Origin of the sequence: Streptomyces sp. PU-14G, assembly GCF_041028275.1 — a bacterium.
In the GTDB taxonomy this organism is placed as follows: domain Bacteria; phylum Actinomycetota; class Actinomycetes; order Streptomycetales; family Streptomycetaceae; genus Streptomyces.
Genome location: NZ_JASKYT010000076.1, coordinates 1 through 22,106, shown reverse-complemented (window position 1 = coordinate 22,106; position 22,106 = coordinate 1). Strand labels below are relative to the sequence as shown.

The 22,106-nt window shown below is 69.5% G+C and carries 9 protein-coding genes; 7 read left to right on the top strand and 2 right to left on the bottom strand.

Annotation, left to right across the window (positions count from 1 at the left end):
* Window positions 1-452 precede the first annotated feature (452 nt).
* The 5 genes from AB8Z75_RS12210 to AB8Z75_RS12190 all read left to right on the top strand — a co-directional run bounded on the left by AB8Z75_RS12210 (window position 453) and on the right by AB8Z75_RS12190 (window position 9,424).
* Window positions 453-3,104, top strand: coding sequence for a SpoIIE family protein phosphatase (locus tag AB8Z75_RS12210; RefSeq protein WP_369201499.1), 2,652 nt, complete (start codon window positions 453-455; stop codon window positions 3,102-3,104).
* 160 nt (window positions 3,105-3,264) lie between these two features.
* Window positions 3,265-5,367 (top strand): helix-turn-helix domain-containing protein, encoded by a 2,103-nt coding sequence (locus AB8Z75_RS12205; protein ID WP_369201496.1) that lies wholly within the window; start codon window positions 3,265-3,267, stop codon window positions 5,365-5,367.
* Between the two features lie 341 nt (window positions 5,368-5,708).
* Window positions 5,709-7,118, top strand: coding sequence for a diaminopimelate decarboxylase (locus tag AB8Z75_RS12200; protein ID WP_369201495.1), 1,410 nt, complete (start codon window positions 5,709-5,711; stop codon window positions 7,116-7,118).
* Window positions 7,119-7,562: 444 nt separating this feature from the next.
* Complete coding sequence (locus AB8Z75_RS12195) at window positions 7,563-8,945, top strand: amino acid permease (protein WP_369201498.1); 1,383 nt, start codon at window positions 7,563-7,565, stop codon at window positions 8,943-8,945.
* A gap of 344 nt (window positions 8,946-9,289) precedes the next feature.
* The gene (locus AB8Z75_RS12190) at window positions 9,290-9,424 is read left to right on the top strand and encodes a DUF6408 family protein (protein WP_369201494.1); all 135 of its coding nucleotides are present in this window, start codon (window positions 9,290-9,292) and stop codon (window positions 9,422-9,424) included.
* Between the two features lie 50 nt (window positions 9,425-9,474).
* Here the strand turns inward: AB8Z75_RS12190 and AB8Z75_RS12185 are convergent, their stop codons facing one another.
* The gene (locus AB8Z75_RS12185; RefSeq protein ID WP_369201497.1) at window positions 9,475-11,577 is read right to left on the bottom strand and encodes a DNA/RNA helicase domain-containing protein; all 2,103 of its coding nucleotides are present in this window, start codon (window positions 11,575-11,577) and stop codon (window positions 9,475-9,477) included.
* A gap of 149 nt (window positions 11,578-11,726) precedes the next feature.
* Window positions 11,727-13,604, bottom strand: a complete 1,878-nt coding sequence (locus AB8Z75_RS12180) for a DNA/RNA helicase domain-containing protein (RefSeq protein ID WP_369201493.1) — start codon at window positions 13,602-13,604, stop codon at window positions 11,727-11,729.
* 304 nt (window positions 13,605-13,908) lie between these two features.
* On the opposite strand from AB8Z75_RS12180, the gene pglW reads away from it, so the two are divergent.
* Window positions 13,909-18,585 (top strand): BREX system serine/threonine kinase PglW, encoded by a 4,677-nt coding sequence (pglW, locus tag AB8Z75_RS12175; RefSeq protein ID WP_369201492.1) that lies wholly within the window; start codon window positions 13,909-13,911, stop codon window positions 18,583-18,585.
* A 58-nt stretch (window positions 18,586-18,643) separates the two neighbouring features.
* A partial coding sequence (pglX, locus tag AB8Z75_RS12170) for a BREX-2 system adenine-specific DNA-methyltransferase PglX (protein WP_369201491.1) occupies window positions 18,644-22,106 on the top strand: 3,463 nt, incomplete at its 3' end.

The window sequence follows — 22,106 nt, the reverse complement described above, 5'->3', positions numbered from 1 at the left end:
CCCCTCGCCGGGCCCGGCGCCTCCTCGCCGGGCCCGCCACCTCCTCGCTGGGTCCGCCACCCTCGTCAGGGCCTACCGCACCCCACTCCGGGCCCGCCGCGACCCCGTTCACCGGATCAACCAGGGCCAGCACCGGTGGAAACTGCTAGAAAAGGGTCATGCGCGGACTTTTCGGGCGCCGAACGGCTCGGCGCGAACGCCCCCGCCGGGTGGCGCCCGCCTCCGCGCACTCCGAGGAGGAACCGGGGCCCGACGCGCCGGGCTCCGATGCGCCGAGCTCAGGTCCACGGAGCTCCGATTCACGGAGCTCCGATGCGCCGGGCTCCGGCTCACCGAGCTCCGGCGCAGCCGCACGGCACGCCCGCCCCCGGAAGGCGTCCCGTCTCCCCTTCGGCGCCCGGAGCGTCGCCGGCGAGGTCTTCATCCTCCAGGTAGCGGTCATCGTGCTGCTCATGATCGCGGTGGTGGTGGCCTTCCTCCTGCACGCGCAGTGGGACAGCGCTCGGCACGCGCGGCAGGAGGGCCTGGCCGTGGCCAAGACCTTCGCGCGCTCGCCCGGGGTGCTCGAAGGGCTGGACAGCCCGGACCCGACCGCGGCACTGCAGCCGCGCGCCCAGGCGGTCCGCAAGGCCACCGGCGTGGACTACGTCGTCGTCTGGAAACCGAACGGCATCAGGGTCACGTCGTCGGACCCCGACCTGATCGGCAAGCAGGTCGTGCGGCCGTTCAAGAACATCGTGCAGCGGGCCCGCCGCGGCCTGCCCACCACCACGACCATCGAGGCGGCCACCGGCGGCAAGACGGTGAACTCCGCCGCCCCCGTCACCCGCCCGGACGGTTCCCTCGCCGGACTCGTGTCGGCAGGCGTGAAGGTCACCCGGGTGAACCAGGGGGTCAAAAACCAGCTTCCCGTGCTGCTGATGTCCGCCGCCGGTGCGCTCATCCTCGCCTCGGGCAGTTCCGCACTGGTCAGCCGGCGGCTGCGGCGACAGACCCACGGGCTGGGGCCGACCGAGATGACCCGCATGTACGAACACCACGACGCGGTACTGCACGCGGTGCGCGAAGGGGTACTGATTCTCGACGAGGAGGCCCGGCTGAGGCTGGCCAACAGTGAGGCCCGCCGGCTGCTGGAGCTCCCCCGTGACGCGGAGGGGCGGCGGGTCGACCAGCTCGGCCTCGACGCGGGCATGACCGGACTGCTGGCCTCGGGGCGTACCGCCTCGGACGAGGTGCATCTGGCAGGGGGCAGGCTGCTGGCTGTCAACATCCGCGCCACCCGTGCCGAGGAGGGCGCCCCGGGAAGGGTCGCGACGCTGAGGGACACCACCGAGCTGCACGCGCTCGAAGGCCGTGCCGAGGTGGCGCGGGAGCGGCTGCGGCTGCTGTACGAGGCGGGTGTGCGCATCGGTACGACCCTGGACGTGGTGCGTACCGCGGAGGAGCTGACCGAGGTCGTCGTGGACCGGTTCGCCGACTTCGCGACCGTCGAACTGCTGGACCCGGTGCCGCGCGGCGAGGAGCCGACCGAAGCCCCCACCGACATGCGCCGGGTGGCGATCAGCGGCGTCCGCGGCCCGTCGCCGCTCTACCCGGTGGGCGAGGTCACCAGGACGGTCGGGATCACCGGCACGGGGGAAGGCACGGCGGACGAGACCGGGCCCGACAGTGTCGGGGCCGTGCTGGAGCCCGATCTGCGGGAGGCGCACGCCTGGCAGGAGGAGAACCCCGAGCGCGCGCGTGCCGCCATCGCGGACGGCATTCATTCGCTGATCACCGTTCCGCTGCGGGCCCGGGGCGTGCTGCTGGGCGTGGTCGACCTCTGGCGCGCCGACGGGAGCACGGCGTACGGCGAGGACGACCTGGCCTTCGCGGAGGAGCTGGCGGCACGGGCCGCCGTCAGCATCGACAACGCCCGGCGCTACACCAGGGAGAACGCCATGGCGGTCACCCTGCAGCGCAGCCTGCTGCCGCGCGGTCTGCCCGAACAGGACGCCCTGGAGGTCGCCACCAGGTACCGGCCCACCCGTGCGGGGGTGGGCGGGGACTGGTTCGACGTCATCCCGCTGCCCGGCGCCCGCGTCGCGCTGGTGGTCGGCGACGTGGTGGGGCACGGTCTGCACGCCGCCGCGACCATGGGCCGGCTGCGCACCGCGGTGCTCAACTTCTCCTCCCTCGACCTGGCCCCCGAGGAGCTGCTCGCGCACCTGGACGAGCTGGTCGATCGGATCGACCAGGACCAGGCGGCAGAGGGCAACGGTGAAGCCGTCACGGGCGCCACCTGTCTGTACGCGATCTACGACTCCGTCTCGGGCCGCTGCACCGTGGCGCGGGCAGGGCACCTGGGCCCCGCCGTGGTGCTGCCCGACGGCACCGTGGAGTTTCCGGAGGTCCCCGTCGGACTGCCCCTCGGGCTGGGTGGCGCGCCCTTCGAGACGGCGGAGTTGCAGCCGCCGGAGAACAGCCGGCTGGTGCTCTACACCGACGGGCTGGTCGAGGACCGCGACCGGGACATCGATGACGGTCTCGCGCAGCTGCACGACGCACTGGCGGGCCACCCGGAACGCTCTCCCGAGGACACCTGCGGAGCGGTGCTCGACGCGCTGCTGCCCCCCGACCCGAGCGACGACGTCGCCCTGCTGGTGGCCCGCACCCGGGTACTGGCGCCGGAGAGGGTCGCCCAGTGGGACGTGCCGGCCGACTCGGGCGCCGTCGCCCCGCTGCGCGCCCAGGTGACACGGAAACTGGCCGAGTGGGGCCTGGAGGACGTCGCGTTCACCACGGAGCTCATTCTCAGCGAGTTGGTCACCAATGCCATCCGTTACGGCAGCGAACCCATCCGGGCCCGCCTGCTGTACGAACGGTCCCTCACCTGCGAGGTCTCCGACGGCAGCAGCACCTCGCCACACCTGCGGCGCGCCGCCGCGACGGAGGAGGGCGGGCGCGGCCTCTTCCTCGTCGCCCAGCTCGCCGAGCGCTGGGGCACCCGCTACACCCCGCACGGCAAGGTGATGTGGACCGAGCAGAGCCTCCACAACGGTGCGACGGGAGGGGAGGAGGACGAGGAGAGCCTCCTCGACCAGTGGGACGACGGGTCCCTGTGAGCGGACCCCGCAAGCGGTGAGCGGCCCCACATGCCCTGAGCGGACCGGCCAGGCGGTAGGCGGGCCCCGCACGCGGTGAGGGGCCTCCCCACGCGGTGAGCGGCCCCCGCACGCGGTCTGCGGCACCGTCCGGCCGGCGGCGATGCGCGACACTTGAGCCATGCCCGGCACCACCCCTCCGCACGGCGAGCGCACCCCCGCCGACCCTCCCCAGGACGAGCGCGCCCCCGCCGAGCCTCCGCACAGCGAGCGCACTCCCACCGCCCCTTCGCGCAGCGAGCGCACTCCCGCCGCCCCTTCGCGCAGCATGCACAGCCCCGCCGACCCGGCGTTCTCCGCACGCACGGACGCACCCCTCGGGCCACCGTCCGGTACGGGGGGTGAGCACCACCCGGCCTCCCCCACTCTCGCCAGTCTGCTGGCGACGGGTGCGGGCGAGGCTCTCGAACTGGTACGGGCGCCCCTCGGGAGCGGGGTGCCGGTGCACGGGGTGGGCGTGTTCGACTCCGGAGAGACCCTCGCCGCGCGGGGCCAGGTGCTGATCGCGGCCGGTGTCGACGACTCGTCCGACGTCGCCCCGCTGGTGCTGCGGTCCGCGGCCCGGGCCGGTGCGGTGGCCGTCGTCGTACGGCGCGGGGCGAGCGGGCCGACACGGCGGCTGCTGGAGGTGGCGGACGAGACGTCCACGGCCCTGCTCACCAGAACGCCGTGGGTCGAGTGGACCGAACTGATCGGGATGCTGCGGGCCGGGCTCGCGCACCGGGGCGGGCCCGCCGGTGCGGATTCGCTCTCCGACGTGCCGCTGGGCGACCTTCCCGCCCTGGCACGGGCCCTCGCCGAGTTGGTGGGCGGAGCCGTCACCCTGGAGGACCCGGACTCGCGGGTGCTGGCCTTCTCCCCCACCGAGAACGGGGCCGACCCGCTGCGGCGGCTCACCATCCTCGGCCAGCAGGTGCCGCGGTGGCGGCTGGACGAACTGGCGTCCAGCGGGTTTCTGCGCACCCTGTGGTCGACCGACGACGTGGTGCACCGTCCGGCGGAGGAACGCTTCTCGGAGCGCCTGGCGATCGCCGTGCGCGCCGGGGAGGAGGTGCTGGGCTCCATCTGGGTGGCCGCCGACGGCAGCCCGTTGCCGCCCGACGCCCGGCAGGCCCTGCGCGAGGCGGCCCGCGTGGCGGCTCCGCACCTGCTGCACCACCGGCTGAGTGCCCAGAACGGCTCGTCGCGGCGCCGACAGGCGGTCAGGGCGCTGCTGGAGGGCACCGGAGACGCACGCTCGGCAGCCGCGACTCTCGGCCTGGGCCTCGGCACGCCCTGCGCGGTCCTGTCGGTCACCACCGGCGGCGCCACGACTGACAGCACGGCCGACGGCAGGACGGTCGGCAGCAGGACGACGGAAGGCAGCAGGACGACGGACGGCAGAGCGGCGGACGGCAGGACGACGGCAGACGGCAGAGCGACGGACGGCAGGACGGCAGACGGCAGGGCGGCGGACGGGACGGCGGAGGCGGCCGTGCACGAGCGAGCTCTGCGGTTGGCCTCGCTCCAGGTGACCGCGCACCAACCCGCCGGCTACGCGCAGCGCTCCCAAGGCCGGCTGGACGTCCTGCTGCCGCTCCCCGGCGAGCGGCCCGAGCCGGCACGCGGCCCGACACACGCCGGCCCGGCACACGCCGACGCCGCGGACGCCGGTGAAGGGCCCCAGGAGGGTGACGTACGGGCGCGGCGGCTGGCGCTCCAGCTCGCGGGCGCCGTGCGGGAGGCGGGTGCCCGGCCCCTGGTGGCGATCGGTCCCGCGCCGACAGACCTGGCCCAGATTCCGGAATCCCGCGAGAGAGCCCATCTCGTTCTGCGGGTGCTGCTCGAGCGGCCGGCCCGCGCCGGGGGGCTGGAGGTCGCCGACGAGTCGGACGTACGGGCCGCCATGGACGCGATGCGGGTCGTCAGGGCCGTGCGGGAGCTGACGCCCCCGGTGGACGGGTCCGTTCGCGAGCTGCTGGCCCACGACGCGGAGCACCGCACCGACCTGGCCCCGACGCTCGCCACCTACCTGAGCCGGTTCGGCGACGTGGCGGGCACCGCACGGCAACTGGGCATCCACCCGAACACACTGCGCTACCGTCTGCGCAGGCTGCGCACCCACTTCGCGCTCGACCTGGACGACCCGGATGTCCGCCTGCTGGCCGAACTGGGCCTGCGGGCGGCGGGCCTGCACCCGGCAGCGGCAGGCAACCTACGCAGCGGCCCCGAAGCGGAGACGTGATTCTGTGGCGAAGGCGTGATCCGGTGGCAGAGGCGTGATCCGGTGGCGAAGGCGTGATCCGGGAAGCGGAGACGTGATCCGTAAGGCGGGAACGTGACCCGGGAGGCGGAGACGTTTTCCTGGAGGCGGAGGCGGCTCCCATTGTGCGGTTGCACACATATGAACCCTCTCCGTGGTGCGTCCGGACAAGCCGTGCCGCGCACCGGGCTCGCGTTGTGCTCCGCACACACCCGCTCGTCGGCAGCTTCGGCCCATCCGCCGCAGACACGGCCCCGCGCCGCCGCGCAGAGTGGACGGCAACCGAACCGGCAGCAGAGACGGCAGATGAGAGGAGCACCCGCGTGGTACTGGAGGCCGTGGCACGGAGACAGGACGCGATCGCCTCAGCGGTCCGCGAGCGGCTGCTCGGCCCGGACGCGCCGGTGGCGGCACTGCTGGACGTCGAAGGCATCCGTGAGACCGCCAGGGAGCTGCACGCCGCATTCGCCGGGCCGGCCCCCGTGCTGCACACCTTCGCCGTGAAGGCGGCCTCTCTGGTCCCCGTGCTGGAGCTGCTGAACGCGGAGGGTATCGGCTGCGAGGTGGCCAGCCCCGGCGAGCTGGAACTGGCCCGGGCCGCGGGCGTGCCCGCCGGGCGCACCGTCTTCGACTCCCCCGCCAAGACGGTCCCCGAGCTGCGGGACGCGCTGGCGAGCGGGGTCGCCGTGAACGCCGACAACCCGCAGGAGCTCGCCCGGCTGGACACCCTGGTCGCCGAGCGCGAGGCGGCGGGGCTGCGCCCTGGCGCACCGCTGGGCATGCGGATCAACCCGCAGGTGGGTACCGGCTCCATCGGCGCGATGAGCACCGCGACCGCCACCTCGAAGTTCGGAGTGGCGCTGCGCGACGAGGGCGCCGAGCAGTGGATCGTCGACAGCTACCTGGCGCGCCCCTGGCTGACCCGGCTGCACACCCACACGGGCTCCCAGGGAGTGCCGCTGGAGCTGATGGCCGAGTCAGTACGGGTCGTCTTCGAGCTGGCCGAGCGGATCAACCGGGAGGCGGGCAGGCAGCAGATCGACACCGTGGACATCGGCGGCGGCCTCCCCGTGAACTTCGCTGGTGACGAGACGGAGCCCTCGTTCGCCGCGTACGCGGACCTGCTGCGGCACACGGTGCCGGGGTTGTTCGACGGGCGCTATACGATCGTCACGGAGTTCGGTCGGTCCCTGCTCGCCAAGCAGGGGTTCATCGCCGCGCTGGTGGAGTACACCAAGAGCGCGGGCGGCCGCCGGATCGCCGTCACGCACGCGGGTGCGCACGTGGCGACCCGCACGGCGTTCGCGCCCGGGGCGTGGCCGCTGCGGGTGGGCGCCTTCGACGCCGAGGGCGCGCCCAAGCGCACGTCCGAGATGGTGCAGGATGTAGCGGGGCCGTGCTGCTTCGCGGGTGACCTGGTGGCGCGCGAGACGGCACTGCCCGAGCTGGAGCCGGGAGACGTGGTGGCGCTGTGGGATACGGGCGCCTACTACTTCTCCACCCCGTTCCAGTACAACAGCCTGCCCCGCCCGGCCGTGCACGGTTTCTGGCGGGACAGCGCCGGACGCGTCAGCTTCTCGCTGGTGCGTCCTGCGCAGCGGATCGAAGAGGTGCTGGCGGACAGCGGTGCCGCGCTGAGCGGCGCGCTGACCGACGCACTGACCGGCCGTGCGGACGCACCGGCCGGCCGGGCCGGTGAGCCACACCGGTTCGCCTCCTCGTCCGCGTCCTGACCTTCGGGTCCTCAGGGGCCTGATGTGTGCAAGGGCCTGATGTCTTCAGACTCTGACGTCCTCAGACTCTGACGTCCTCGGGTCCTGACATCGCAGGTCCTGAGGTTCTCAGGACAGCCGGTCCGGTCGTGCCCGGACCGGCACCCAGCCCTGTCCGCCAGGGCGCTCCGCCCTGTCCGCAGGGCGTCTCACCCTGCCCGCAGGGTGCCTCGCCCTGCCCGCAGGGCATCGGTCCTGTCCAAACAGGCACACCCCAGTGCGCCGTCCGGCGTGCCGGGACACAGGTGTGCCCCGACCCACGGAGAGCCAAGACGTATGGCGAACGCAGCCGAGACCCGCGGAGGCGGGGTGACCACCGAGTCCCCCGAGCGCACCGCGCCCGCCAAAAGCACACTGGTGCGCGAGGACGGCTACGCGTCGGGCCTGCGCAACCGACAGGTCCAGATGATCGCCGTGGGTGGCGCGATCGGCACGGGGCTGTTCCTCGGCGCCGGCGAACGGCTGCACTCCGCGGGACCCTCGCTGGTGATCGTCTTCGCGATCACCGGACTGTTCGCCTTCTTCATCGCCCGCGCCATGGGTGAGCTGGTGATGCACCGGCCGACGTCCGGTTCGTTCGTCTCCTACTCGCGGGAGCTGCTGGGCGGCGAGAAGGCGGCGTTCGTGGCCGGCTGGGTGTACTTCCTGCACTGGATATGCAGCGGCATCGCGGAGATCACGGCGGTCGCCGTCTATCTGCACTACTGGAGCGCCCTGCGCGACATCCCCCAGTGGACGCTCGCGCTGTTCGCGCTGCTGGTGGTACTCAGCGCCAACCTGATCTCGGTGAAGTGGTTCGGCGAGTTCGAGTTCTGGTTCGCCCTGATCAAGGTCGCCGCGATCATCGCGTTCCTGGCCATCGGCTGCTGGCTGCTGGCCAGCCGCCACCCGATCCAGGGCGGCGAAGCGGGCGGCCCCCAATTGATCACCGACCACGGCGGTCTGCTGCCGCACGGCTTCCTCGCCGCGCTGATCATCGTCCAGGGTGTGGTCTTCTCCTACGCGGCGATCGAGATGGTCGGCATCACCGCCGGCGAGACGGAGAACCCCCGGAAGGTCATTCCCAAGGCGATCAACTCCGTGTCCTGGCGCATCGTCGTCTTCTACGTCGGCTCCGTGCTGCTGCTCGTCCTGCTGCTGCCGTGGACCGCGTACAGCGGTGACGAATCACCGTTCGTGACGCTGATGAGCCGCGTCGGTATCCCCGGCGCCGACCAGATCATGAACTTCGTCGTACTGACCGCGGCCCTCTCCAGCTGCAACTCGGGCCTCTACTCGACGGGCCGCACGCTGCGCTCCATGGGCCTGGCCGGCTCCGCACCGCACTTCACCACGAAGATGAACCGCCGGCACGTACCCTTCGGCGGCATCCTGCTGACCGCGTCCTTCTACCTGCTGGGCATCGTCCTCAACTACGTCGTTCCCGAGCGTGCCTTCTCGATCGTGCTGAACTTCTCCGCGATCACCATGATCGGCACCTGGGCGATGATCATCCTGTGCCAGCTGGCGCTGCGCCGCCGGGTGCGCGAGGGCCGCGCCGAGGACGGCGGCTTCCACCTGCCGGGCGCGCCCTTCACCTCGTACCTGACGCTCGCCTTCCTCCTCCTGGTCGTCGTTCTGATGGCCTGCGACGGCGACATCGGCACCTGGTCGGTGGCGTGCATGCCACTGATCGCGCTGGCCCTGTGGGCGGGCTGGTACGCCGTACGGAACCGCGTGACGGCGATGGCGGCACGCCGCGAGGGGTCCGATTCCACCGAGGCCAGCGACGAGGCGACGGCCGGCTGACGGGACGACTTCTCCCTCGGCTACGTTCCCATCCGCCGGCTCCGCTTCGACGAAGACGCCTCCGGCCCAGTCGGTGCCCGGCCACATCACGACGCCCACCCCTCAGGCGACCCGAATCCGAGGGGCGGTGTCGTCCGAGTCCGCGAAGCGGTATGAGGCAAGGCCGGACTATCAGCTCGCCTTGCCCAACCACGGTGTGGGGTAAGATCTTTGCGCTGCGCACCTTCCCGGAGGGTATGAGGCTGCGCGTTCTTGCTCCGCTTCTGTGAGTGCGAGTGGTGACTGGCAGGTGCCCGGTAGGGCATCCGCTCTGCCATTCCGCACTCATGCCTGGAGTGGTACGCATGGACCCGATTGTCGAGTACAAGCCTGCGCGTCGATTCCGGATCCGCAGGGTCCTGAGCGACATCGCTATGCAGACCGCCACCAACCTGTTGGCGGCGGGGCTGGTAGCGGTAGTGACGCGCCTCTTTTTCTGAGGCGACAGGTGGCGGGCCCGGGAGCCCGCCCCTCCTGATTCTCCTGGTCCTCAGAAGAGAGGCAGTTGAGGGTCCTGTGCGGAGGAACCTCTCGGCCGGGTTCTGCGCGCCTTCCCGCGCTCGGGGCGTTTCTGGTGAGGGATGCGCAGGTCCGGTGGCAGGTTCTCCCGGGAAGGCCGCAGGCCATGGATGTGGACGTCCCCGGCCAGCTCTTTCAGATGCTTATGCGTCTCTTCGTCCGTCGAGTACAGGACCGTCGCACGACTGGCGCGGGTCAGCAGCACATGGTAGGCATTGCGCACACAAGCCTCGAACTGGGCCGTGTCCAGGTTCGTGTTCCGTACCTCGTCGTCCAGTGATCCGGGAATGGCGACGCGCCTGACCTTCTCCTTTTTGTCTTTCTTCCACCTTCCCCGCCGAAACACCCAGCGATCGTCTCGCCAGACCATGTCGTCGCCCATGATGACGCCGCACCAGTCCCACTCGAGGCCCTGTGCGGTGTATACGCAGCCGATCTGGCCGAGACCGGCCTCATGGACGGACCAGATCTTGGACGGCGGAACGCTGCCGTTCTCGCAGTAGCTCTCGCTGTCCGCGTTCCACGGCCTGTGCCAGTCTCCGATCCGGACATCCGCTTCGAGCCGTTTCGCGTCGCCGCGCGGCTTGTTCCAGGGCCAGCAAAAACCCGCGACCATGCGTGCGGAAGCTCCCGCATGGGCCTCGTGGTAGATGATGCGTTCCATCTCTTCAGGGGAGTCAACGACCTCGACGTGCATCAACCCGTCCGGGATCCACTTGTGCGGGCTTTCCGTGGGGTTCAGCAGATCACGCACCCACCGCACGTAGGCGTCGCTTCCACCGCAGCGGTATTGCGCTCTCAGGTCGTAGCTGACAACCGGGGTGCCGCGCCGTTGGGCGGCATCCTTGATCAGTTGGACCGTGCCGACCTCGTTGGGTCGTACCGACTGCCCTTCGTCAAGAAAGAAGACGGTCAGCCGTGAGGCATCAAGGAGTTCCTCCACCTGCGGTTTGGTGCCTTGTTTCTCACGTGGCAGCCGGTGATTCGTCGAACGGTCCCGCAGGCGGTGCGCTTCATCGCACAGGAGGACGTCCAAGGGCTCGGCCGGAGGGGTCGTGTAGCTGCTGAAATAGGTGAAGCTCTCCTTGAACTCGGTGTTCCCGTATCCCACGTGGTGCCGCATCGCGCCGTTGAAGGCCCGGGAGCCGCTGGCGTAGCGGACTTCCCGGCCGGCTGCTTCGAACTCCGCCTTGAGTTGCAGGCCGATGGCGCTCTTCCCTGTGCCGGCGCCGCCGGTGACCACGAACACGGCGCGCCGGGTCTTCTCGTCCTGCCCGTCGAGGACGTAGGCAGCTCTTTGCCGGACGTGCTCCGCGACCTCCTTCTGCCGACCCCGCAGGGTGAAGACGGTGTCTTCACCTCGCGACATGATCATGGCGTCGAGAAGAGGGGTGTTCCTCAGGTTCATCCTGTCGAGCAGGATCTCCGCGTGCGAGTACCCGCTGTCCTCTCCGAAGTGCTTCCGCAGATCGTGCATCAACTGGGTGTGCCGGTCCCCGGTGTAGACGTGCGAGTAGGCACCCGTCGGCGCGTCGAAGCCGAGCAGGGGGCTGACCGACTCCTCGGTCGCGTTGTGCAGATACGCGAAACCTCCGCACTCGAAGGTCAGGCCGTGGAGGGGGCCGGATTCACCCGCGAACGTCTCGAAGGTCGCGCCCAACTGAAGAGCGGGATGTTTTTTCGGCTTGCGCATCCCCGGTACGGAGACCAGTTCGGCTGTCGCCGCTTCCACGCGTGTCACGGTCGACCATCGCTTCAGTTCCACGAGTTGCACCGAGAGGCCATGAGACTTCGGGTGCCGTCCGAGTAGAACGACGTCGATGGTCGGAGCGTTTTTCGGGCTTACGGACTCGTCGATGGTGGCTGAGCACTCGACGACCATCTCGACATGACCGCGTCCGGCATCCACCATGGCTCTGGCGAGAGCTACGAGGCTCTCCGCCCACGCGTCCCGTTCCCCGTCCGAGGCGTCCGTCCCGCGGAAGTGCTTCCACCGGGCCGCGAGGTGCGGCACCATGCGATGCCGTTCGTCGAGTGTGAGCAGGTCTGCTGCGGAGAGCTTCAGCAGGAGCATGGACACGGACTGGTCCCCCAAGGGCACGAGTGACTCGTGCGGGTGGGGGCGTGTCCGTGTGTCTCCGGCTGAGTGGAGCGGAAGCCCGGCGGGCCGCAACCGTTCTCGACGATCTTAGTGAATGACCTCGCCCGGTGCCGAACGGCTCCTCAGACGACAGCGGCCTCCTGCTGGGACCCGACGAGTTCCCGGAGCTTCTCCTGGGTCTCGGGGTCCGTCGAGTAGAGCACCGTCCCCACCATGCCGCGGGTCAACAGCACCTTGTAGGTGTTGCGAATGAGCCGGTCGACGTCCGTGGTGCTCTTCTTGATGACCGAGTCCTTGGAAGCGGTACGGTCGGTGATCCACCGGTCGCCGCGCCAGACCAGGTCCGGACCGAGGATGACCCCCGACCAGTCGTATTCGAAGCCTTGAGCCGTGTAGACGCATCCGACCTGTCCGAAACCGGCGGGGTCGGTGGCCCAGAGCGAGGAGGCAGGCGCGCCCGAAACGGAACGGTCTCCCCTGAGGTTCCAGGGGCGTGCCCAGTCGCCGATCACCACGTCGGCGGGCAGCGGCTCTCCGGGCTTCGGCTCCGGCGACCACGGCCAGCAGTATCCGGCGGTGATCCGGGCTCCGTACCCCTGGGCGCGGCGGCTCTCGAGGAAGCGTTCCATTTCCTCGGGGCTGTCGGCAGTCCTCAGTTCCATCCGCTCGTCCGGCTCCCAGGCCACCGGGCCGCCCTCTTCCAGCCCGAGCAGCCGGAGCACCCACCGCAGATAGACTTCGCTGCCGCCGCAGCGGAACTGACTGTCCAGGGGAACGACAGTGCACGCCAGGCCCCGCTTGGCCGCGGCGGCTTCGATCTCGGAGACGGTACCCATCTCGCCGGGCCGCACGACTTGGTGCTCATCCAGGAGGAAAACCGGCACGCGGGCCGCGTCCACCAGCTCGTCCACTTGCGGCTTGCCGGTGCGGTGTGCTGCCCGGGTCCAGCGGTTGGCGGACGTTTCCCGGAGGCGGTGGGCCTCGTCGCAGATCAGGACGTCGAGGGCGTTCTTCTCCGCGGTCATGAAGCTGTTGAAGTACTTGAAGAGGTCCTGAACCTCACGCTTACGCGCTCCGGCGACCTTGCGCATCGTCTGCGTGAAGGCTTTGGACCCGGTCGCGTGCAGCGCGGGGACGCCTTGCCGGTAGAGCTCACCAAGAAGGGAGAGTGCGATGACGCTCTTACCCGTTCCGGGCCCGCCAGTGACGACGACTACTTCCTTGTGGTCGGACTGCTTGGCCCGGCGGACCGCGTTGAGTACCAGGCGGTAGGCGACCTGCTGCTCGTCCAGGAGGACGAACTGCTCTCGCTCGCGCACCTCTTGGGCCGCCAGGGACATGAGTTGCTTCGAAGGGGCCTGCTTGCCACTGAGGAAGGCGTCCGCGAAGGACGCGCCTGGCACGGTGGTGCTCAACTTGGAGCGAAGGTACGCGAGGAACTCGCCCCGACGCTCTCCCGAGAAGAGTTGCCCCTGGTCGTCGAGTTCGACGGCTCGCAAACCGCTGACCCCGAACTCCGTCGCGTTGTGCAGATAGGCTGCGCCGCTGACACGGTGCCCCTGCCCTGCCAGGGCCCCGTTGAAGTTGACGATGTGCTCGCAATACCTGCGCACCTGCTCAATGGGGTTGAGGACCGGGTGCGTGTAGGCGTCGATGCGGCAGAGCTCCGGATCGTCTTCGTCCGGGGTGGCCTGGCCCCACTGTTTGAGCTCCACGACGACGTAGGAGGGCTCGCCGGTAACCGGGTGCCGTCCGGCGAGTACCGCGTCTGCCCGCTTGCTGTTCAGTGGGAGGGCGTACTCGAGGATGACCTCGACGTCCCCCAGCCCCGCTTCGTTCAGCGCCGCTGCCAGGACAGGGATGCTCCGCTCCCAGGAGCGCGCTTCGGAGGCCCCTGCACGGTGGCCGAGCTGGTGGTAGTGCTGCTCGTTCAAGTGGAAGAAGAGTGAGCCGTCAAGGGCCCTGGCGGCAACCGTCTTGGCGGACGCACGGAACAACAAGGAATGCCCCCAGGCAGCACGACGTGACTCGTGCGGGTGGGGGCGTGTCCGTGTGTCTCCGACTGAGCGGAACGGAAGCCCGGCGGGCCGCGTATGACGAGGCCCACAAGAGTACCTGTGCGAGACACAGAGGTCTCTCGCCCCCTGGCTTCCCTCACTGCCCCTGAGCATTCACCGACACAGCCGGTCCGACCACCTCGACTCGCAGTTACGATTTTCAGCACGGTAGTGATCGTCTTGCCGGGGGCAGGGGTGGGCGAACGGCCAGCCGCCCACGGATGTTTGAGAGAGCGGGGACGGGACGATGCGTGAAGGCCGGTGGACGACGGTCACCGAGTCCGAGTTCGACCATGAGCGCCGCGGCCTGGAGGCCATCCGCCAGAAGCTGCCGGATGCCGACCCCTGGCGTGCGTGGTCGAACTTCACCTTCACGGCGAACGCCGGCCACGTCCGCGAGGTCGACCTACTGGTCGTCGCACCCAGTGGCGTGTGGATGATCGAGCTGAAGAACTGGCACGGGGCGCTCACCAGCGAGAACGGAAGCTGGGTCCAGATCACGCCCAGCGGCCACCGCCGCCCGCACGGCAACCCGCTGCACCTGGTCAACAAGAAGGCGAAGGAGTTGGGCGGGCTCCTTCGCGGACACGGTGGGCGGGCCTGGGTCGGTGAGGCCGTGTGCTTCACCGAGGACTCACTACGGGTCCGGCTTCCCGCTCACGACCGGAACGGCGTCCACACCGTCGATCAGTTGGTCGCGATGATGCGGCAGCCGCCGCGTGATGAGCGGCACCGGGTGACACCGACCGCTTCCCGCGAGATCAAGGCGGCACTGGAACGGGTGGGGATCCGCCGCAGCGATGCCGAGTTCCGGGTCGGTCCGTACCAACTCCAGCGCAAATCATTCGACTCCGGTGAGACCTGGGCCGACTACCTCGCCGAGCACAGCGAGCTGCCGGAGCCTGCCCGGGTGCGGGTCTACCTGCGAGAGCGGGGTTCGGACGCCAGCATCCGGCAGTCGGTGGAGAACGCCGCCCGGAGGGAGGCCGCCGTACTGCAGCGGTTCCGGCACCCGGGGGCGGTGCAGTGCAAGCAGTACCTTCCCTCCGGGCACTCCGCGGGCCCGGCACTCATCTTCGACTACCACCCGCAGACCCTGCGTCTGGACGAATATCTGCTCCAGTACGGGGACAAGCTCGACGTTCTCGCCCGCATGACGCTCGTACGGCAGTTGGCGGAGACGATGCGCTCGGCTCACTCCAGCCGTATCTACCATCGCGCCCTGGCCGCCCGTTCGGTACACGTCATCCCCCGCAACCGAGGCGGGCGGGGGCAGGCTGTGGGCGAGGACGCCGCCTGGTTGAGCCCTCATCTGCAGGTATCCGACTGGCAGATCGCCACGCAGCGCAACGGCGCGGGTGGTTCCGCGCCGGGAGCGACCCGTTTCGCGCCCACGGCGCTCTCCGCGATGCACCTGTCCGAGGGCTCCGACCCCTACCTGGCACCCGAGCTGACCGCGTTGAACGCCGACCCGGTCTACCTGGACGTGTACGGCCTCGGCGTCCTGACGTATCTGCTGGTGACGGGCAAGGCTCCGGCAGCGAGCCAGGGCGAGCTGGTGGCCCGGCTGGAAGCAGGTGAGGGACTGCGTCCCAGTTCCCTGGTCGACGGTCTCTCGGAGGACATCGACGAGCTGGTGCAGGCGGCCACCGCCTACCGGCCTGACCGGCGCCTCTCCACGGTCGACGAGTTCCTGGAAATGCTGGAGCTCGTCGAGGACATGCTCACCACCCCGGCCGACGCCTCCGACGCGGGCGCTCCCGAGGCGCCGGAGGAGGAGAAGGACCCGCTCGAGGCCGTGGCCGGGGACGTGCTCGGCGGTCGCTGGAAGGTCTGGCGGCGTCTGGGCACCGGTTCGACCAGCCGAGCCTTCCTGGTCCGCGATCTGGAGGCCGAGGCGCGCAAGACGCGTCCGCTGGCCGTGCTCAAGGTGGCGCTGTCCGACAGCCGGGGTGAGGTGCTGGCCCGGGAAGCCGAGGTGATGGGGCGGCTGCGCCCCGACTCGCGCGTCATCCGCCTCGTCGAGCCGCAACCGCTGCGTGTCGCGGGGCGCACGGTGCTCGCGCTCGAATACGTGGGCGACGAGCGCGAGGAGACGACGGAGAGCACCGGACCTGCCGCTGGGCGTCCCCGGCGCCGCGAGGAGACAGTCGCCCGGCAGCTTCGCGAGAGCGGCCGGCTTCAGATCGACCAGTTGGAGGCGTACGGCGACTACCTGTTCGGCGCTGTCGACTTCCTGGAGGGCGAGAGCGTCTGGCACCGCGACATCAAGCCTGACAACATCGCGATACGCGTCCGCCCGAACCGCACCCGCGAACTCGTCCTCATCGACTTCTCCCTGGCCGGATACCCCGCCAAGGAGTACGACGCGGGCACGGACGGCTATCTCGATCCGTTCATCGGCACCCTGACCCGCACCGCATACGACTCGCACGCCGAGCGGTACGCCGTCGCGGTCACACTGCATCAGATGGCCTCCGGGGAACTGCCCAGGTGGGGCGACGGCTCGGTGCTGCCCCGGCAGACGGATTCCAAGGAGTTCCCGTACCCGACGATCGCCGCTGACGCCTTCGAACCCGCCGTACGCGACGGCCTGGTCCGCTTCTTCCGCAAGGCCCTGCACCGGGACGCCGCCCAGCGCTTTCCCGAGCTGAAACCGATGCGGGACGCGTGGAAGCGGATCTTCCTGGACGCTTCGCAGACCGTGCCGTCCAGCCATCGATCCCGGCACAGCAGCCACCCGGATCCGTCCGGCAAAGCAGCGGAAGAGGCGACCGCCGGGCAGCGGCAGCCCGCCATCGCGGACGCCGAACCGCTCTCCGCCGAGCAGCAGCGGGAGCAGCTCGCCCAGCAGGTCACCCGGGACACGCACCTGTCGGCCGCGGGCCTCACACCGGCCGCCGAGTCGTTCCTGTACGGCCTCGGCGTCACCACCGTCGGCGGTCTGCTCGACTACAGCCGCCGCAAGCTCCTCAACGCACCGGGGCTCGGTGCGAAGACCCGCGGCGAGGTCCAGCGCCGACAGCGGCAGTGGGGCGACCTGCTGCGTGAGGAGCCGCTCTCCCCCTTGACGCCGCGTGGCCGGGCAGAGGCCAAGGAGGAGCTGGCACAGCTCACAGCAGCCGAGTCGGCGGTCCTGGGGACCCTCACATCGACAGACCGGACGGCCGGTATGTCTCAGGCGGCGCTGCGGGGGGTGAGTCTGGACACGCTGGCCACCCTCCTCGTCCCGGAGCTGAACAACAACGGCTCCAACCGCAACAAGGTGGAGATGGTCCGGCTGCTGCTGCGGCTGCCGGACGAGCACGGCACCCTCCCCCGGATCGGCGTCTGGCCCAAGCAGAAGGAGGTCGCAGACGCGCTCGGCCTGTCCGCGGGCCGCATCCCGCAGATGCTCAAGGAAGAGCGCAAGCGCTGGAAGAAGCTTCCCGCCGTGCGGGCGCTCCGCGCCGAGATCATGGATCTGCTGGTCGGCTTGGGCCGCGTCGCCTCGGCCGCCGAGATAGCCGACGCACTGGTGCTCCGGCGCGGCACCCAGCTCCCCGAGCGGGCGCAGCGGCGTGCACTGGCCCTGGCGGCGGTCCGCGCCGTGGTCGAGGTCGAACAGCTCGAACCGGAGTCCGCCCAGTTCCAGCACCAGCCCAACCGGAAGGCGACGGAGGAGTCCCTGGGCGCGGGGCTGCTGGCACTGGACGTGCGCGAGGCCGACGAGGAGGCGGGCATCGAAGGCGACCCACCGGACACCCCGACCGCCCCCGGGCTCCTCGACTACGCCACGCGACTGGGCCGCACCGCCGACCGGCTCGCCAGGCTCGACACCCTGCCCACGGCGACGACCGTGCTCGCCGAACTGGGAGCGCTCACCCCGCCCCCGGGCGAGGTGGAGTGGGACGAGCGCCGTCTCGTCGAACTCGCCGCCGCCGCTTCGGCCAACGCGGCGGCCACCCCACGACTGGAGATCTACCCCCGCGACCTGGAGCTGGTACGTGCCCTCCGGCTCACCCAGGCGGGCCTCGTCCGTCTGATCCCCGGCCAGCCGGACGAACGGCAGCCGGGCCTGACCGGGCAGGACGTGCACGAACGCGTCCGGACCCGCTTCCCCGAACTGGTCGTTCCCAACGGACGCGGCGGCACCACACACGACCTGCCGACCGCCGGCCCCCTGACGAAGGCGCTGCGCGAAGCCGGATTCGACCTCACGCTCTCGATGCGCGAGGACACGAAGACGCTGCGCTACCTGCCGACCCGGCTGGACAGCGCGTCCAGCTACCTGACGACCGGAGCGTGGCGGCAGTCGACGGACGTGGGCGAGGCGACCCGCTACGCCGACGACCCGCTGCTGGCCGGCGCCGTCCGCGCGGAGGACCGCCTCAAAGCGTCGGCCCGGCGCGACGGTTACCGAGTGCTGACGGTGCGGGAAGCACGCGCCTGGGAAGCCACCCAGGAGTTGGGCGCAGCCGCAGGCCGCTTCGGCGCGGAGGTCGTGTCGGTAACCGAGCTGTTCCTGGAATCCCTGCACGCGCTGGTTCCGGAGGGGACGAAGCCGACGTGGGAAACGCTCCTCAGGGCGGACGCGGCCGAGCCAGGATCGCGAGGTGCGATGAAGTTCGCGGAATACGCGCGGACGGCATGGGGCTCCGTGGAGCCGCGCGTACGGGAACTGCTGTCCGGTGCCCCCTCTGCCGGCCCTGTGCTGCTGACGGACGCCGCTGTCTTCGCCCGGTACGACGCGATGGGCGTCCTCGACCGGCTCGCGGAGGCGGCCCGGCAGGGCGGACGCGGGCTGTGGCTGCTGGTCCCCCAGGGCGACCCCGCCCGGGAGCCGAAGCTGGGACAGGTCGCCGTGCCGTACCAGGCCGGGCTCGGCGAGTGGATCGAACTCCCTGAGTCCTGGGTGAAGAACGCCCACCGAGCCGGGGCCTGAACGTGAGTGAGTGTGACGCCGTGCATGGCGTGCGGGAACAATTACAAGGAGACGCCACGTGATCGACCGCAAAGCTCTGTTGGACGACCTAAAGCAGCAGGTCAAGGCGGTCGAGAGCGATCTCGCCCGGCAGGTGAAACTGGCGGGCGACGCCGGCGCCCGGTTGCGCGGAGAGTACGACCGTGCCCGGAAGCTGGGGCGTACGGCCGCGACGTGGAACGCCTGGCTCGACGAGCGGGTCACGCAGGTCGCGGTGGCGTGGGTACTCGGAACCGTCTTCGTCCGCTTCTGCGAGGACAACCGGCTGATCCCGGAGCCGTACCTGACGGCTCCGGAAGACGATCGCCGGGACCTGACCCTGGCACGGTACGAGGAATACGTCGCGACGGCCGACGACCCGACCTACCGGGGATGGCTGGAGCGTGCCTTCGATGAGCTGGGCGCCGGGCAGGCGGGCCGATTGCTGTTCGACCGGCGGCACAACCCGCTGTTCCAGGTCCCGCTGTCACACGACGGTGCTCGTGACTTGGTCGAGTTCTGGCGGGCGCGGGACGAGGCGGGTGTCCTCATCCACGACTTCACCGACCCGCTGGAAGAGGACGGCGACGGTACGCGCGGGTGGGACACCCGGTTTCTCGGCGACCTGTACCAGGACCTGAGCGAGGCCGCCCGGAAGACGTACGCACTGCTCCAGACCCCCGAGTTCGTGGAGGAGTTCATCCTCGACCGAACAATGGACCCGGCGGTGCGGGAGTTCGGCTACGAGCGCCTGCAGATGATCGACCCCACGTGCGGGTCGGGACACTTCGTGTTGGGTGCCTTCCGGCGGTTGGTGCGGTTGTGGGCGGAAGGCCGCCCCGGCGTCGACGTGCACCAGCGGGTACGGGCCGCGCTGGATTCGGTGCACGGCGTGGATGTGAATCCGTTCGCGGTGGCCATCGCACGGTTCCGGTTGCTGGTTGCGGCGATGGCTGCGAGCGGGATGCGGACGCTGGCGGAGGCCGGGCAGTACGAGTTGCCCGTGCACCTGGCGGTGGGCGACTCGCTGATCAAGCACCGGCAGGGGAGTCTGTTCGACAGCGCGGAGGTCGAGGGCGCTGACGAACTCGCGGACTTCAAGTACGAGACGGAGGACGTCGATCACCACCCGGGCATATTGGAGCCCGGGCGGTACCACGTGGTGGTGGGGAATCCTCCGTACATCACGGTGAAAGACCGCAAGCTGAATGAACTGTATCGGGAGCTGTACAGCGCTTGCGCGGGGACGTATGCCCTGTCGGTGCCGTTCGCGCAACGGTTCTTCGAGCTCGCGATGGAGGGCGAGAAGGAAAGCGGACTCGGGTACGGGATGGTCGGCCAGATCACGGCGAACTCGTTCATGAAGCGGGAGTTCGGGGCCCGGCTGATCGAGTCGTACTTCGCGCACGAGGTGGAGCTGACGGAGGTCATTGACACCTCGGGGGCGTACATTCCGGGGCACGGCACGCCTACGGTTATTTTGGTGGGAAGGCGGCGTGGTGGGAACGCGCGGTCCGGGCGGATTCGTACGGTGCGAAGCATTCAAGGCGAACCCGGGGCACCGAAGGCTCCGGAGGATGGGCTGGTCTGGCGGGCGATCGCGAAACAGATCGATGAACCGGGCTCTGCAAGCCAGTGGGTCTCGGCGGACGACCTCCAGCGCGGACGCTACTTTGACAAGCAGCCGTGGATCCTGGGCGATGGTGGGCTCGAAATGGTTGAGCAACTTGACGCTAGTGCAAATAAGAGGCTTTCGAGTATCACCTCAGAGATAGGCACTGGCGCGGTCACCAGGGAAGACAATGCATACATGGTTGGTGGCGGACACTTGCGGCGGTCCCGAGTCGCAAAGGACCACCAGCGGTACATTGTCGAGGGGACCGAAGTTCGCGATTACTCAATTGGTGAGGCCACAATGTCTTTGTGGCCGTACTCGCCGGAGACACTGAACGCTACGGCTTCTCCATCTGTTGAGCACTGCCTCTGGCCTTACCGTCTGCTACTACGCAGGCGAGTCGCTTTCGGAAAGACTCAACTCGCGCGTGGTCTCACATGGTTCGAATATTCGATGTTTTTCACTTCCCGCTATCGAGCCCCTTTCACCATACCGTTTGCCTTCGTGGCAACACATAATCATTTTGTGCTGGACCGAGGCGGGAAGGTATTCAAGCAGTCTGCGCCGGTGATCAAGTTGCGGGATGAGGCCAGCGAGGAAGAACACCTACGACTGCTCGGGTTGCTCAATAGCTCCACCGCCTGCTTCTGGCTGAGAATGGTGAGCCACAAAAAGGGCGGGAGTCCTGAGTCAGGCGGAGGTCAATCTGACCAGCCATGGTCGTGGAGCTACGAATTCACGGGCACCAAGTTGGAAGAGTTCCCTCTGCCTGCCTTTTATCCGACTTCCCACGCCTCTGCCTTGGACTTCCTCGTACAACGACTTGCCAGTACTAGTCCCGCTGACATCACATCGAAAGCCACTCCAACGTCCAGCCGTCTCCGCGAAGCTCACACAACCTGGCACTCCACCCGCGCCAAAATGATCGCCCTCCAGGAGGAGCTCGACTGGCAGGTCTACAGCCTTTACAACCTGCACCCTGAAGACCTCCGCGTCTCCGAGGACCCCGACTCACCCGACATTCCGGAACTCGCACTCGGTGAACGCGCCTTCGAGATCGTGCTCGCGCGTAAGGTCGCCGCAGGCGAGGCCAGCGGTGAGTGGTTCAAGCGGCACAACTCGACACCCATCACCGAGATCCCCGAGCACTGGCCGGCCGCGTACCGCGAGGTCGTCCAGAAGCGGATCGACGCCATCGAGTCGTCCCGGGCCATCAACATGGTGGAACGGCCCGAGTACAAGCGTCGCTGGGCGACGGAAGGCTGGGACGCGCTTCAGGAGAAAGCCCTGAAGTCCTGGTTGCTGGATCGAATGGAGAACAAGGAGCACTGGTACGACGAGAGCGGGATGCCTGCTCTCGTCACGCTCTCCCGCCTCACCGACACCCTCTCCCAGGACGAGGACTTCGCGTCGGTCGCGAAGATCTACGCACCCCGCAAAGAGCTGGCCACCGTCGTGGCCGAGCTGATCACGGACGAGCACGTGCCGTTCCTCGCCGCCCTCCGCTACAAGCCCTCCGGGCTCAAGAAGCGTGAGGACTGGGAACATGTGTGGGACCTGCAGCGGCAGGAGGACGCCGCACCGGACGAGCCCACCAAGAAGAAGATCCGCGACAGCATCCCCGTACCGCCCAAGTACACGTCTGCAGATTTCCTCCGCCCCTCCTACTGGCGGGCGCGCGGCAAGCTCGACGTGCCGAAGGAGCGCTTCACCTCGTACGGCCAGAGCAACGTGGCCACTCCCGGCCTGTACGGGTGGGCCGGGTGGGCCCCCCCCCCCCCCCCCCCCCCCCCCCCCCCCCCCCCCCCCCCCCCCCCCCCCCCCCCCCCCCCCCCCCCAGCCCACCAAGAAGAAGATCCGCGACAGCATCCCCGTACCGCCCAAGTAC

Excerpts from the sequence above, each read along its gene's own strand:
- pglW (WP_369201492.1), top strand. The coding sequence starts at position 13,909 with ATGCGTGAAGGCCGGTGGACGACGGTCACCGAGTCCGAGTTCGACCAT.
- AB8Z75_RS12195 (WP_369201498.1), top strand. The coding sequence starts at position 7,563 with ATGATCGCCGTGGGTGGCGCGATCGGCACGGGGCTGTTCCTCGGCGCC.
- AB8Z75_RS12205 (WP_369201496.1), top strand. The coding sequence starts at position 3,265 with ATGCCCGGCACCACCCCTCCGCACGGCGAGCGCACCCCCGCCGACCCT.
- AB8Z75_RS12190 (WP_369201494.1), top strand. The coding sequence starts at position 9,290 with ATGGACCCGATTGTCGAGTACAAGCCTGCGCGTCGATTCCGGATCCGC.
- AB8Z75_RS12210 (WP_369201499.1), top strand. The coding sequence starts at position 453 with ATGATCGCGGTGGTGGTGGCCTTCCTCCTGCACGCGCAGTGGGACAGC.
- AB8Z75_RS12185 (WP_369201497.1), bottom strand. The coding sequence starts at position 11,577 with ATGCTCCTGCTGAAGCTCTCCGCAGCAGACCTGCTCACACTCGACGAA.